At 70.7% G+C, this 13,661-nt stretch carries 10 protein-coding genes and 2 pseudogenes; 9 read left to right on the forward strand and 3 right to left on the reverse strand.

Annotation, left to right across the window (positions count from 1 at the left end; genetic code table 11):
* Nucleotides 1-75 precede the first annotated feature (75 nt).
* The gene (locus tag ACN260_RS09630) at nucleotides 76-720 is read left to right on the forward strand and encodes a ScbR family autoregulator-binding transcription factor (RefSeq protein WP_422755616.1); all 645 of its coding nucleotides are present in this window, start codon (nucleotides 76-78) and stop codon (nucleotides 718-720) included.
* On the opposite strand, the gene ACN260_RS09635 is transcribed toward ACN260_RS09630, so the two are convergent.
* On the reverse strand, nucleotides 681-968 hold the full coding sequence (locus tag ACN260_RS09635; RefSeq protein ID WP_422755617.1) for an AfsA-related hotdog domain-containing protein: 288 nt from the start codon (nucleotides 966-968) through the stop codon (nucleotides 681-683). The genes ACN260_RS09630 and ACN260_RS09635 overlap by 40 nt on opposite strands.
* 356 nt (nucleotides 969-1,324) lie before the next feature.
* Here ACN260_RS09635 and ACN260_RS09640 point away from each other — a divergent pair, with 356 nt between their 5' ends.
* The gene (locus ACN260_RS09640) at nucleotides 1,325-2,071 is read left to right on the forward strand and encodes a response regulator transcription factor (RefSeq protein WP_422755618.1); all 747 of its coding nucleotides are present in this window, start codon (nucleotides 1,325-1,327) and stop codon (nucleotides 2,069-2,071) included.
* A gap of 125 nt (nucleotides 2,072-2,196) precedes the next feature.
* Here ACN260_RS09640 and ACN260_RS09645 read toward each other — a convergent pair whose 3' ends face one another.
* Complete coding sequence (locus tag ACN260_RS09645; RefSeq protein ID WP_422756677.1) at nucleotides 2,197-3,057, reverse strand: NADP-dependent oxidoreductase; 861 nt, start codon at nucleotides 3,055-3,057, stop codon at nucleotides 2,197-2,199.
* 867 nt (nucleotides 3,058-3,924) lie between these two features.
* Here ACN260_RS09645 and ACN260_RS09650 point away from each other — a divergent pair.
* The 7 genes and pseudogenes from ACN260_RS09650 to ACN260_RS09680 all read left to right on the forward strand — a co-directional run.
* A pseudogene (locus ACN260_RS09650) lies at nucleotides 3,925-5,172 on the forward strand (glycosyl hydrolase family 28 protein); the annotation flags it as partial.
* Between the two features lie 84 nt (nucleotides 5,173-5,256).
* A pseudogene (locus ACN260_RS09655) lies at nucleotides 5,257-5,691 on the forward strand (cellulose binding domain-containing protein); the annotation flags it as partial.
* A 354-nt stretch (nucleotides 5,692-6,045) separates the two neighbouring features.
* Nucleotides 6,046-6,900 (forward strand): ABC transporter permease, encoded by an 855-nt coding sequence (locus ACN260_RS09660; protein WP_422755619.1) that lies wholly within the window; start codon nucleotides 6,046-6,048, stop codon nucleotides 6,898-6,900.
* Nucleotides 6,897-7,619 (forward strand): ABC transporter ATP-binding protein, encoded by a 723-nt coding sequence (locus ACN260_RS09665; RefSeq protein ID WP_422755620.1) that lies wholly within the window; start codon nucleotides 6,897-6,899, stop codon nucleotides 7,617-7,619. Before ACN260_RS09660 ends, ACN260_RS09665 begins: the two co-directional genes overlap by 4 nt.
* Nucleotides 7,620-7,706: 87 nt before the next feature.
* Complete coding sequence (locus ACN260_RS09670) at nucleotides 7,707-8,720, forward strand: ABC transporter substrate-binding protein (RefSeq protein WP_422755621.1); 1,014 nt, start codon at nucleotides 7,707-7,709, stop codon at nucleotides 8,718-8,720.
* A gap of 7 nt (nucleotides 8,721-8,727) precedes the next feature.
* Complete coding sequence (locus tag ACN260_RS09675) at nucleotides 8,728-10,215, forward strand: MFS transporter (RefSeq protein WP_422755622.1); 1,488 nt, start codon at nucleotides 8,728-8,730, stop codon at nucleotides 10,213-10,215.
* 37 nt (nucleotides 10,216-10,252) lie between these two features.
* Nucleotides 10,253-11,155 (forward strand): ABC transporter substrate-binding protein, encoded by a 903-nt coding sequence (locus ACN260_RS09680; protein WP_422755623.1) that lies wholly within the window; start codon nucleotides 10,253-10,255, stop codon nucleotides 11,153-11,155.
* 281 nt (nucleotides 11,156-11,436) lie between these two features.
* On the opposite strand, the gene ACN260_RS09685 is transcribed toward ACN260_RS09680, so the two are convergent.
* The gene (locus ACN260_RS09685; RefSeq protein ID WP_422755624.1) at nucleotides 11,437-13,464 is read right to left on the reverse strand and encodes a HelD family protein; all 2,028 of its coding nucleotides are present in this window, start codon (nucleotides 13,462-13,464) and stop codon (nucleotides 11,437-11,439) included.
* Between the last annotated feature and the right edge of the window lie 197 nt (nucleotides 13,465-13,661).

The following is a 13,661-nucleotide window of genomic DNA, read 5'->3' on the forward strand; positions in this document are numbered from 1 at the left end:
TCGATTAAGGCTTGCGGTGCGAGGTACCTGTCCGAGAAAATACCGAACGACCGGTTTCTTTAGAGGGGGCGGACCATGGCGAGGCAGGCGCGTGCCGAGATGACGAGGTCCACCATCATCAAGGCGGCTGCGGACCTCTTCGACCGTTACGGGTACGTTGCCACCAGCCTTGTGGACATCATCGCCCACGCCGGGGTGACCAAGGGGTCACTCTACTTCCACTTCTCCTCCAAAGAGGAGCTGGCGCACGCGGTGGTGCAGGAGCAGCATGCCATCTGGACCGACCACGCCCGCTCCTTCATCGACGACGACCCTGCCCTGGAGGCGCTGATCCGGATGTCGTTCAGCCTCTCCATCCAGCTCGTCGAACACCCCCTGGTGCGTGGTGGCATCCGGCTCACCCTGGAACAGGGCACCTTCCAGCGTCCGCTGCCCGACCCGTACCTCGACTGGATCATGATCGTCCGCAGCCTGCTCGAACGCGCGACGGCGGAGCGTGACGTCCGTACCAGCGTCGAGCTGGACCGGCTCGCGAAGTTCATCGTCAGCTCCTTCACGGGTCTCCAACTGGTCGCGCAGGTCCTCAACGAGCGGCGTAACCTGCCCGACCGCATGGTGGATCTCTGGCAGGTCGTCCTGCCCGGCCTGGTGTTGTCCAAGCGGCTGCACTATTACCTGAACTACCTGGTCGCGGTCCACAAGGAGCTCTCCGAGGGCTGAACCGTTCGGCGGGGAAGAGCCGAGCCGACGTGCGCCGACAGGATCCCGGCCTGCCGGATCGTCTCGGCGGCCAGCAGGGGGTCGAACCGGCCGTCCCGTACGCCGCGGAAGGAGTTCCCCCGCGGCCACTGCGCGGCGAGGGCGAACGTGGTCGGGCCCGTCTGCTGCCGGTCGGCGAGCAGGACCTCGGCGACGGGTGGCCGGTGTACCAACTGACGGGGGACCGTGGAGTCGTAGCACAGCTTCATCGGATCGCCGCCGTGTCCCTGCGAAGCTCCGCAGCAGACGCATCGGTCATGACCAGGCCCCCGTAGTCGGTCGACTGGCAGGAGAAAAAGATACCAGTCAGGCTGTTATGACTGGTGTGACGTTTATCACCGTCGATACCTTCCACTCAGCGCGCTGGTCTGAATTGACCAATTAACGATTGATTTATCCAGGCAAATTCCATGATCGCTCGCTGGAGGACCCCAGGTCGGCGGTGACAAAGAGTCATCAGCGATGCGCAATTCCGGTTTGACGAAACGGGTCGGTCGGTTTCTTATTGGAAGTACCGGGGCGTCGTCCCCGAGGTTCCATCAGCACCGCCGCCCGGCGCGTCGACGTGCCGGTCGAGACCGCCGAGTTGTCGTATCGCATGAACCGGGGGAGCCACGTGCACGTACTTGCGGTTGAGCATGACGGTTTCGCGGCGGACCGGCTCGTCGGCTGCGCACGCCGCCTGGGCTATCGCGCCACACCGGTGCACAGTGGGAGGGAGGCGCTCTCCTCCTTCGAGGACAGTGACCTGATCCTGCTCGGCCTGGACCTGCCTGACATCGACGGACTCGACGTGTGCCGGCACATCCGCGCCGCGGGCGACATCCCGATAATCGCCTTCTCCACCGGCAACAGCGAAGCCGATCGGGTGCTGGGCCTGCAAGCCGGCGCGGACGACTGCATGGGTAAGCCGTACGGGCTGCGTGAGCTGGCCGCCCGCATGGAGGCACTGCTGCGCCGCAGCTATCCGGCCCGCGACGGCGGGATGCTGCAGTACGGCGCACTGCGGATCGATCCGGCCCTGCGTCAGGTCGCCGTGGGTCCGCGACCGCTCGCGCTGACCCGCAAGGAGTTCGACCTGCTGTATCTGCTCGCCTCCCACCCCGACCGGGTGTTCACCAGGGAGGAGTTGATGGCACGGGTCTGGCAGGACGGCGGTGCCGTGGCCCGGCGGTCGTCGCGGGCCAGTCGGACCCTGGACACCCATGTGGGCACCCTGCGCCAGAAGATCGGGACGGCTGGTTCGATCATCACCGTGCGGGGTGTCGGGTTCCGCTTCGGCTTCGGTCCGGCGCACGCCCTCGCCTCCTGAGCGACCCGTCGCGCCGGGTGGCCGGGCGGGCGGGGGATGCCGTGCTCCAGTTCCCCCGCCGGCTGCTCCCCGCCCCGTTCGTCGGGCACGGCCGGGCGAACCGGCGGCGTCCCGCCGAGAGGTCCTCAGGGCATGATGACGAGCTTGCCACGTACGTGGCCCTGCTCGCTCACCCGCTGCGCCTCGACGGCCTCCTCGAGTCGGTAGGTGCCGGCGACCGCCAGACGTAGCAGGCCCTGCGCCGCGAGCGTCGCCGCGACGGCGATCCGCTCCGCGGCGCCGGCGGAGCCGGTGGAGATGAACCGGACACCGTGCTGCTGCGCAGCGGGATCGGCGATGGTGAGCACCCGCTGTGGGCCACCGGCGGCCGCGACGAGGGTCGGCAGGCCGCCCCGTCCGGAGGCGTCCAGCGCCGCGTCGACTCCTGCGGGGGCGATCGCCCGGATCCGTTCGGTCAGTCCTTCGCCGTAGGCGACCGGCTGGATCCCGAGCAGGCGCAGGTACTCGTGGTTGGCCTCGCTTGCCGTACCGATGACGTTGGCTCCGGCGCGGAGCGCGAGTTGGCCGGCCACGGTGCCCACCCCACCGGCCGCTGCGTCGATCAGGAGCGTCTCCCCTGCTGCGAGGCCGAGTTCGCCGAGCGCGTACGCGGCGGTGTTGGACGCGATCGGCAGTCCGCCGGCGACGTCCCACGGGAGTCCGGCCGGCTTGGTCGCGACCGTGTCGGCGGGGGCGAGGACCTGCTCGGCGTACCCACCGACACCGGTGGTGCCGAGAACCTCGTCGCCGACGGCGAAGCGGGTGACGCCCGGCCCCACCGCGTCGACGACGCCGGAGACCTCTCCGCCGGGCACGGCCGGGAAGTCGACCCGGATGAACGGAGCCTTCCCGCTGCGCAGTTTCCAGTCGAGCGGGTTCACCCCGGCCGCGCGCACGGCGATGCGTACCTGGCCGCGTCCGGGCGCCTCGACCGGCCGTTCGATCATCCGCAGCACCTCGGGGTCGCCGAACTCGAAGAACGCGACGGCCCGGTAGTGCTTCGTCACCGCGCTTCCTTCCCTGATCCCGCCACTGCCGACGCCACCACCATATGCCGCCGGTCGCGACGGTGAGGGGCGGGTGGGTCGGAGGAACCATGACCTGCGGGACCGACGGGTGCGCAGGCGCGGCCGGCGTGCCGTCGGACGGTGGACGCAGCGGTGCTGTGCCGTACCGCAGGCGTCGTGGCCGCCTCGATCCCGGTCTGCGCCGGGCCGCTCGCCCCGGCCCGGCGCGGCTCGGGCTGATGGAAAGTTTCCGGCTTCGATCCCGATAGTTTCCGTCCACCGACCCTCTCGTCATTGACGAATGTGCATGTCATGCGTAGTGTCCGCTGTGGAAATGTTTCTTGGCGGGGCCCGTTGTCGGCTCCGTGTCCCCGCTGCGAGAAAACCGGGCGCGCGGCGATCGACACGGAAGGGCCCGTCGGGACCGGTGCCGGGGTCCCGCGCCATGGCCGACGGTCGCGCGCCGAAGCCGACCCTCCCGTGGCGGGGAGTGGTCCGGGCGCACCCAGTCCATCCCCGAGAAGGGTCCCCATGAAGAACAGACGCCTCGCGATCTGGGCAACGATCGCTCTCCTCGCCGTCGGCGGTGTCGCGACGGGCGCGGTGGTGGCACCGGTCCACGGTGCGACCGCGGCAGCCGCGAACGACTCGTCAGGTGCGGCCGCCGGCGGCTGCGTCGCCGACCCCGCCCTGCGTGGCGCGACGAAGAGCACGCTCTACACCGTCACGGCGGACGCCAACCCGCTGTTCGTCGAGAAGATGACCAAGTACGCCCCGGAGATGCAGGTGCACTACGCGCACTGCTCGATGGCGGCGGCGGGTACCGCCCAGTTCTCGGTCACCGTCGCCGAGGGCTTCAACTCGTACACCGTGAGCCCCAAGAGCCGGAAGCTCGCCGTCGCCCGCAGCGGCAACACGATCAGCTTCACCAGCGGCCCCAACTACCTGATCGTCCAGTTCGACGCCAAGGAGTTGCTGTTCGTCCTGATCGACGCGCCCGAGGCGGACGCGCCGCAGGTGGGCGACGCCGACGTCAAGAGCCTGGCCGACTACGGCGTCGACAACACCGGGGGGACGCTGGTCACCTCCAAGATCCAGAGCGCGATCAACGCCGCGTCCGGTGCGACCCGGAACATCCTGTACGTGCCGCCGGGCCGGTACCAGGTCGGTGAGCTGTGGATGAAGAGCAACATGACCCTCTACCTGGCCGCCGGCGCGGTCCTCTACGGCTCGAACCAGAAGGCGGACTTCAACACCGGCAGCGGCGGGGTGAACATCGAGGGCATGCAGCACGCCTCGCTGCGGATGTACCAGGTGCGCAACGCGAAACTGCTGGGTCGTGGGGTCATCGACGGCAACGGCAAGTACCTGCGGGCCCAGGGCATCAACCTGGCCGTGCTGAAGATCGAGGAGAGCTCCGACATCCTGGTCGACGGCGTCACCGTCCGCGACTCCAGCTACTGGAACACCCTGGTCTACCGCAGCGACCGGGTCACCATCCGGAACTACAAGCTGATCAACTGCCGGCCGAACTCGGGGTACAACAACACCGACGGCGTGGACTTCGACGAGTCGACCAACAGCCTGCTGTCGAACGCGTTCCTCTACACCGGCGACGACAACATGGCGACCAAGAACGAGTTCGCCAACGGCATCGTCAACACCAGGAACGTCGTCCACGAGCACGTCGTCTGCTACAGCAACTCCGCCTGCGCGAAGATCGGCACCAAGACCGAGGGCACGTCGATGGACGGGATCGTCTTCCGCGACATCGACGTGGTGAAGGCGGGGCGCTCGATGGTGATCGACGCGGTCGACACCGCCGTCGTGTCGAACACCCGGTGGGAGGACGTCCGGGTCGAACAGACCGACAGCCTGATCGACCTCCAGGAGGACCGCCCGCCGTCCTGGCGGACGGTGAAGAACACCTCGACGATTCGCAACGCCTACTTCACCAACGTCTCCTCGGACGTGAAGAAGGTCGTCAACCTGCACGGACGCTCCTCGACGGTCAACATCAGCGGGGTGCACTTCACCAACTTCACCGTCCAGGGTCGACCGGTCACCAGCCAGACCGACTCGGACGCGAGCTGGAACATCAACTCCTACGTCTCGAACATCACCTTCACCACCACGCCGCCGACCACCCCGCCCCCCACCACGCCGCCGCCCACCACGCCGCCGCCGACCACGCCCCCGCCCACCACGCCCCCACCCACCACGCCTCCCCCCACCACGCCGCCGCCGGGTCAGTCCGGTGACTGCGCGGTGGGCTACACGATGAACTCCTGGAACGACGGGTTCACCGCCAGCATCCGCATCACCAACCTCGGCACGTCGGCGATCGACGGGTGGACCCTGGCCTTCACCCTGCCCGCCGGGCAGACGCTCACCAACGGCTGGAACGCCACCTACACCGGCACCAGCGGCCAGGTCTCCGCCCGCAACGTCTCGTACAACGGGACGCTGGCGGCCGGTGGCTCCACCGACATCGGCTTCCAGGCCACCCACACCGGCAACACCGGTCGGCCCGCCTCCTTCACCCTCAACGGGGTCAGCTGCGTCGTCTCCTGACCCGACCGTCACACCGGCCGGTGTGACCGCCTCCCCTCGGAGCCGCGGTCACACCGGCCGTCCATGTGTGCACGCGGGTCCCGTGGTCCATCCGCCCGCCCGCCCTCCCGGCCCGGTCCTCCCGGCGGACGGCCCGACCGGAGGCCCGACCCGGGACGCCTCCGGTCGGCGACGGTTACCCGTCGCGCTTGGTCGACTACTCCACAAGGTGTATCCCGTCAGGTGAGACGGCCATTGCAAGCCTACTAATCCTATCGACAGGATAGGAAATGAACGGGCTGGCATTTTCGTGCTGGTCACCGGTCTGCCGGCGTCGAGAACGACGCGGCTCATGTACCGAAGGATGGGATGTCGATGACCGTCACGCACCCCGTCGGCGTCGAGGAGGTCGTGCTCGGCGGCGGGCGGTCACCCGCGCCGCCGGACCGTCCACCCGTCACCGGCGTCGCCGCGCGCCTCACCCGGCCCCTGCCCGCGCTGCTGCTCGTCGGCCTGCTCGCGGCCGGCTGGCAGCTCATGGCACACACCGCCGGCAGCGCCCTGATCCCCGGCCTCGGCGCGGTCGCCCGCAACCTGGCCGACATCACCACCAGCGGCGCGCTGGCGGAGAACGTCCGGGTCACCCTCACCCGCGTCGTGCTCGGCTTCGCGGCGGCCTTCGTCGTCTCCGTCGCCGCCGGCATCGCGATGGGCCGCAGCGAGTGGCTGCGCCGCTTCCTGGAGCCCGCCGTGCTCATCGGACTGGCCACCCCCGGCCTGGTCAAAGCCCTGCTGTGCGTCATCTGGTTCGGGGTGAGCCTGCTCAACCCCGTCCTCACCGTCGCACTCGCGGCGGCTCCCGCACTGACCATCAACGTCGCACAGGGCGTCCGGTCGGTCGACCCGGCGCTGAGCGAGATGGCCCACGTCTACCGGTTCGACGCGCTGACCCGGCTGCGCTATGTGTGGCTGCCCGCCATCCTCCCCGACCTGTTCACCGGGGCACGCCTGGGCATCGCGATGGCCTGGAAGGTCATCGTGCTGGTGGAGATCTTCGGCCTCGCCGACGGCGTCGGCTACCAGCTCAACCTGGAGTTCTCCCAGCACAACGTGGCCGGCGTGCTCGCCTGGACCGTCGCCTTCGCCCTGGTCATGGCCGCCATCGAGTACGGGCTGCTACAGACCCTGGAACACCGCTCGGTGCGCTGGCGGCGGGTGGCCCTGCGATGAGCGTCCGGATCAGCGTCGACGGCGTCGACAAGGCGTTCACCAGCCGGCGCACCGGCGAACGGCAACAGATCTTCCGCGACTTCTCCCTCACCCTCGCCCCCGACGAACTGGTCGCCGTGGTCGGCGGCTCCGGCACCGGCAAGACCACCCTGATGCACCTGATCGCCGGCCTGGAACGCCCCGACGCGGGCACCGTCTCCACCGGCGACGGGCGGCCCCGCCTCGGCATGGTGTTCCAGCAGCCCCGGCTGCTCGACTGGACCTCCGTCGAGACCAACGTGCGGCTCGCCGCCACGGCGGCCGGGGTCGACCCCGCCGAGGTCGCCCCGATCCTCGACGCCGTCGGCCTGACCGAGTACGCCCGGTCGTATCCGTCGGTGCTCTCCGGTGGGCAACGTCAACGCGTCGCCGTGGCCCGCGCGTTCGTCGTCCGCCCCGAGGTGCTGCTGCTCGACGAGCCGTTCAGCGCGCTGGACGAGCTGACCGCCCGCCGCCTGCGGCTGCTGCTGCAACAGCTCTGGCTGCGCACCCCGCGCACCGGCCTGCTGGTCACCCACAACGCGCTGGAGGCCGCGTTCCTCGCTGACCGGGTGGTGGTGCTCGGCGGACGCCCCGCCGAGGTGGTCGGGGAGTACCGCATCGACCGCCCGCGCCCCCGCAGCCCCGAGGACCCCGACCTGTTCGACGTGCATCGCCGCATCGTCGCCGCCCTCACCTGAACCCGCCCCACCCCTCGGCGCGGCCACCGGCCCGCCACCCACACCCCGCGAGCCGGGGCACCCCTGAACCACCTGGAAGGAACCCCCGTGTCCACGACACCCCTCACTCGACGATCCCTACTGCGCGCCGCCGGGCTTGTCGCCGGCGGCGCCGGCGCGGCCACCCTGCTGAGCGCCTGCGGCACCGACGAGCCGGCCGCCGCCGGCACCCGCAGCGCCAAGGTGCAGCCCCGCAGCCCCGGCACGGCGGGGGCGATCCGCGACTCCGTGGCCGAGCAGTTCGGCCTGGAGGCCAAACACGGGCTCCGCCTCGACCGCAAGGCCGGCGGCGGTCCGGGCGCGGGACAGGAGCAGCTGCTCACCGGCGTGCTCGACATCTACGCCTTCGGCCCGCTGGGCGCGACCGAGGTCAACACCAGCGGCCACGACGTGGTCATCGTCGGACCGTCCCTGTGGAACCACGGCCGCTGGATCGTCCCCGCCGACAGTCCCTACCAGAGCATCGCCGACCTGAAGGGCAGGAAGGTCGGCGTACAGCCACCCAGCAGCGACACCTACCGGGCGGCGGCGCTCGCCGCAGCCGTCAACGGCATCCGCTTCGACCGGGAGTTCAAGCTGTTCACCGGGCAGCCGATCGCCAACCTCGCGCTGTACGAACGCGGCGACCTCGACGCGATCATCGCCATCGAACCCAACGCCACCCGCCTGGTCGGCTCCGGCAACCGGCAGCTCGCCTCCGTCGACGAGCTGTGGCGTAAGGGCACCGGCGAGCGCAGCCCGCTGTTCCTCAACGGCACCGCCGTCCGCCGCGACTGGCTGGCCGCCCACCGGGAGACCGCCAGGGCGTACGTCGACTTCACCCTGGAAGCCTGGCAACTGATCAAGCAGGACCCCACCCTGATCGGGAGGTACCACGCCGACTACGGCGTTCCCGCCACCGAGAAGAAGGCCATCGAGCTGCTGCCGGAGCGGCTCGCCCCGGTGTACGCCGACGTGTGGGACGACACCGTCTTCGCCAACCTGGAGAAGCAGATCGACCTGGCCGTCGAGGTCGGCGTGCTGAAGAAGCGGGCCGGCAAGCCGGTGTACGAGAAGCTCTGAGCCGGCGATGTCCCTGCCCTGGCGCAGCCGCGCCGCCCTGCTGGTGTGCTGCGGCACGCTGTTCCTCGGCGTCCTCGACGGCGCGGCGTTGAACCTCGCCCTGCCGTCGGTGCACCGCGAACTGCGGCTGAGCACGACCGAGTTGCAGTGGGTGGCGACCAGCAACGCCCTGGTGCGGGCCAGCCTCACCCTGCTCTGCGGCGCGGTCGCCGACCGGTTCGGGCGGCGGCGGACGTTCCGGGTCGGGCTGCTGGTGTTCGCGGCGGGGTCGGTGCTGTGCGGGGCGGCCCCGCACGCGCCCGCCCTGATCGCCGCCCGGGGCGTGCAGGGCGTCGGGGGAGCGTTGATGGCCCCGCCCGCCCTCGCGCTCATCGCCAACCTGTTCCCCGACGCGGTACGGCGCGGCCGGGCACTGGGCACCTGGAGCGCGACAGCCGGGGTGTCGGCCGCCTGCGGACCCCTGGTCGGCGGGGTGCTGGTGCAGGCCGCCGGCTGGCGCAGCCTGTTCGCCGTGAGCGTCGGCGGCGCGGCGCTGCTGTACCTGGGCACCCGGCTGTTGCCGCCGGGCGTCGTGGCCGGTCCACCCCGCCGCCTCGACGGGCTGGGCAACACCCTGGCCGCCCTGGTCCTGGTCGGCTTCACGTTCGCCCTGATCGACGGCCCCAGCCGGGGCTGGCTGACCGGCCCGGTCCTGGTCGCCGTCGCCGTGGCGGTGGCCGCCGCCGTCGGGTACGTGCCGGCGGCCCGCCGTCGCCCCGACCCGGTGCTCGACCCACGTCACCTGGCGATCCCCGCGCTGCGCGGCGCGGTGCTCACCGCGGTCGTGGCCTACCTGGCGCTGGGCGGGTTCAACTTCGTCAACACCTTCTATCTGCAACAGGTCCACGGATACAGCCCGCTGGCCACCGGTCTGCTGACCCTGCCGACCACCCTCGGCACGCTGGTGCTCGCCAACGTCTCCGGCCGGATCGTCGGCCGGCGCGGCGGCCGGCTGCCCGCCACCGTCGGGCACCTGTCGTTCGTGGCGTCGATGACCCTGCTCGCCCTGACCGTCACCACCGACGCGGGCCTGGCCCCGCTGCTCGGCGGCTACCTCCTGCTCGGCGCCGGCATGGGCCTGGTCAACCCGCCGGCCACCAACACCGCCGTGAACAGCCTGCCTCGCGACCGGGCCGGGGTGGCCAGCGCCATCACCAGCGCCTCCCGCCAGATCGGCACCAACCTCGGCGTCGCCGTCCTCGGGGCGGTGGTGGTGTCGGTGCTGGCCCTGACCGGTCAGCCCACCGACGACGTCGCCCGGGTCGCCGCCGAAGCGCCCGACGACTTCACCACCGCCCTGCGCGTGGCGTACGGGCTCGTCGCGGCCACCACCGTGTACTGCGCGTACGCGACGTGGCGGCTGTTCCGGCCGCCGTCCGGACCAACCACGGGAGAGGAGGTGGTGGGCAACGGGGACCCGTCGACGGCAGCACCGACCGCCACACCCGCCCGATAACGCACAGCACGACACCAGCACAGAAAGGACCACCACGGTGGCACTCACGAAGGTCAGGAGCGTCCGCAGCGGCGCCATCTTCACCCTGCCGTACCTCGTCGGCATGGAGCACGGCTACTTCGCCGAGGAGGGCATCGACCTGGAACTGGTCGCCCCCGGTTCGTACGACGCGGTGCTCAAGCCGATCGAGGAACACGAACTGGTCAGCTCGTTCGGCGGCATCTCCAAGCCGTTCGAGAGCGGCGACGTCTCCCTCTACCGGGCCTGCGAGTGGGGGCAGATCCGCCGTTCCCACGACAGTGGACGCGGAGGCCAGATCATCGCCAAGCGGGCCTCCGTGGCCAGCCAGGCGATCTTCGTACGGCCCGACTCCGGCATCAGGCATCCGCAGGCCCTGGCCAACAAGACCGTCGGCGTCAACTTCCACCACGGCTCGCACTACCTGGCCATCCAGTCCCTGGAGGGCTTTCTGGAATCCGACGAGATCAAGGTGGTGCACGCCGGCGGACCGGCCGAACGGTTCCGCAGGCTGCGCGACGGCGAGATCGACGCGGTGGCGCTGATGGAGCCGTGGACCACCGCCGCCGAGAAGCTCGGCTACGTGCTGATAACCGAGGCGTTCTACGTCGGCTCGGAGATCGCCAGCGCCGACGTCGACCCGGAGACCTTCGCCGCCGTCGACCGGGCCGTCCGCCGGGCCGTCGCGAAGATCAACGAGGACATCCGGCCGTACCTGCACCACTTCGTCGCCGAGGTGCCCGAGGACCTGGTGAAGCTGGAACCGGCGGACTTCCGGCTGGGCCGGCTGCGCTACGTCGACCCGGAGCCGTACCCGGAGGCCGAGTTCGAGCGCACCTACCGGTGGATGGTGAAGTGGGGACTGATCACCCCCGAGTCGACGTTCGACTCCATCGTGGACAACCGGGTCGTCACGGTCTGACCCTGCTCCGGGGCCGGCCCGTCCGACGCAGGCCGGGCCGGCCCCGTGCCTTCCTCGACGCCGCCACCGCCGGTGGCCTGCCGGTCAGCCCGGCGGCAGGTCGACCAGGCGGTGCAGCAGGCGGCTGAGCCGGGCGCGTTCGGCCGGGGTGAGTCCCCTGAGCACACTTCGTCCTGGGCGGCGTCGACCTTGCCGACCACGACCTGCCGCACCTCGACGAGCCGGTCCCGGCCGCCATGGGGCCCGAGCACGGCACCGCCGCGCACACCCGCCGACCCCCGCTACGCGAGAACCAGCTGTCCGAGTTCCTGGGTGCACCGGGTGAGCGCGACGTAGAGGCCGTTCCAACCGCGCGGCCCGGCGGCGATGCCCTGGGGGTCGACGAGGAGCGCCGCATCCCATTCCAGTCCCTTGGCCTGGACCGCGGTGAGCACCGGCACGTCACCCGGTACGGCGTGGAGTTCGGCGATACGGTCGGCGGGGGCGATGACGCCCACCGTGCCGCCGTGCCAACGTTGCTGCAACTGCCGGACGGCCCGGGCAACGGTGGCGGCAAGCTCCGCAGGGGCGACCGTGCGCACCCAGGGGTCGATGCCGCAGGAACGCACCGCCCGGGGCGGGGAGTTGCGGCTACCGGCCCGCTTCAGGACGGGCCCGGTGAGGTCCATGACCTCGCGCGGGGTGCGGTAGCAGATGGTGAGTTCCGCCGCGGTCCACCGTTCGCCGAAAGCTGCCCGTACCGCCTGTGCCCAGGTGGTGTGCCGGTGCGCCGCCTCCGTCTGATCGATGTCGCCGACCGCCGTGACGGATCGACTGGGACAACGCCGCAGCACCATCTGCCACTGCATCTCGGACAGCTCCTGCGCCTCGTCGATGACGACGTGGCCGTACACCCAGCCGCGCTGCCGGCGGGCGTGGTCGGCGACGAACTCGCCGGGCGGTGGCGGGGCCTCGGTTTCGCCGAGCAGGTCGGCGACGGCGTCGAGCAGGGGGATGTCGCTCGGAGCCCACGGTGCGGGCTCGGTCGATACGGCGGTGATCTCCGCTTCGGACAACCGGGGAACGAAGCGGGTGAGCAGGGAGCGGTCGGTCAGGAGACCTCTCACCAGCTCTTCGGCGTCGAGGGTGGGCCACCAGGCCTCGACGAACCGGGCGATGGCCGCGTCCTCCCCGATACGACCACGGAGAATGTCGATCTCCTCCTCGGAGAGCAGCCCGTCGACGTCACTGCCGGTGGGCCCTCCGCCGGGCCGGTCGTCCTGCTCCATGCTCCGGTCGACGCGGGCGAGGATGTCCTCGAAGCCCTCCTCCATCGCGTGCATCAGCGCCTCGCGTTGATCGACGACGGCTTCGGTCAGGAGGTGGTGCAGCTGCTCGGCGCACGCCTCGCGGGCCCGGTGGTAGGGACGTCCCCGTACCGAGGCGAGCATCTGGACGACCGTCCCGGCGGGGATGACGTAGAACTCGCCCTCCCAGCGCAGCTTCAACTCACGGGGCCGGGGGAACAGCGAGCCGACGTAGTTCTCGAGCGCGGCCTGCCACAGGGCGCGGCCCTTGATCTCGGCGAGAGCGCGGCTCTCATCGCGGCCCACGCGGATGTCGGGCAGCAGGGTGTCGCAGGTCGCCGAGACGACGGCGGTCTCACCGAGCGCGGGCAGCACCTGGGCGATGTACCGGAGGAACCGCGGGGAGGGACCGAGGACCAGGACCGCCTGGTCGGCCATCGTCGGATGGGCGAACAGGAGATAGGCGACGCGGTGCAGGGCCACCACCGTCTTGCCGGTGCCGGGGCCGCCCTGCACGATCAGCGGGCCGGTCGCCTCCGCCCGGATGATGTCGTCCTGTTCGCGTTGCAGCGTGGAGATCGCTGCCGACATGTGACCGGTGCGCCGCTGGTCCAGGGCGGCCAGCAGCGCGCCCTCACCGACGAGTTCCGCTGTCATGGTCCCGTCCAGCGGCTCGTCGTCCACCCCGACGACCACCGGTCCCGTCGTGCGGATGTGCCGACGCCGTGCCTGCCCCTGCGGGTCGACAGCCGTCGCGGTGTAGAACGGCCGGGCCGCAGGAGCGCGCCAGTCCAGCAGCAGCGGCTCACCGTCGCCGTCGTCGCTGCGCAGGCCGACCCGGCCCACGTGCCGCACGGTGCCGTCGAGACCGTCGAGGCGGCCGAAGACCAACCGTTCCTGCGCCCGCCGCAGCTGCTCGTACTGCTGGCGGAGCATGCGCAGCCGCGCCCGTTCCAACACGTCCAGGGCGGCTGAGGCAAGCTCTGCCTGGAGGTGCTCGACGAGAGTGTCGCGCCGGGCCATGGCCGAGTCGAGAAACTCCTGTTCCTCGGCGACCGCGGCTCGGCGCGCGGCGTCCGCTGCGGGGGAGGTCGACGTTCCACTGCGGGTAATTGCCGTGCTGACGTCAGCGATGTCATTGTCCAGAGCAGATTTCCGACGCATTCGCAGATCCTCGGACCGGTGCTTTTCCTGCCGCCCGACCGGCCGCAGGTATTCCG

Origin of the sequence: Micromonospora sp. WMMD708, assembly GCF_049315245.1 — a bacterium.
Taxonomy (GTDB): domain Bacteria; phylum Actinomycetota; class Actinomycetes; order Mycobacteriales; family Micromonosporaceae; genus Micromonospora; species Micromonospora wenchangensis.

What these genes read in the sequence shown, in the direction of transcription:
- ACN260_RS09630 (WP_422755616.1), top strand. Translation starts at nt 76, where the DNA reads ATGGCGAGGCAGGCGCGTGCCGAGATGACGAGGTCCACCATCATCAAG.
- ACN260_RS09635 (WP_422755617.1), bottom strand. Translation starts at nt 968, where the DNA reads ATGAAGCTGTGCTACGACTCCACGGTCCCCCGTCAGTTGGTACACCGG.
- ACN260_RS09645 (WP_422756677.1), bottom strand. Translation starts at nt 3,057, where the DNA reads ATGATCGAACGGCCGGTCGAGGCGCCCGGACGCGGCCAGGTACGCATC.
- ACN260_RS09660 (WP_422755619.1), top strand. Translation starts at nt 6,046, where the DNA reads ATGACCGTCACGCACCCCGTCGGCGTCGAGGAGGTCGTGCTCGGCGGC.
- ACN260_RS09665 (WP_422755620.1), top strand. Translation starts at nt 6,897, where the DNA reads ATGAGCGTCCGGATCAGCGTCGACGGCGTCGACAAGGCGTTCACCAGC.
- ACN260_RS09675 (WP_422755622.1), top strand. Translation starts at nt 8,728, where the DNA reads ATGTCCCTGCCCTGGCGCAGCCGCGCCGCCCTGCTGGTGTGCTGCGGC.
- ACN260_RS09685 (WP_422755624.1), bottom strand. Translation starts at nt 13,464, where the DNA reads ATGGCCCGGCGCGACACTCTCGTCGAGCACCTCCAGGCAGAGCTTGCC.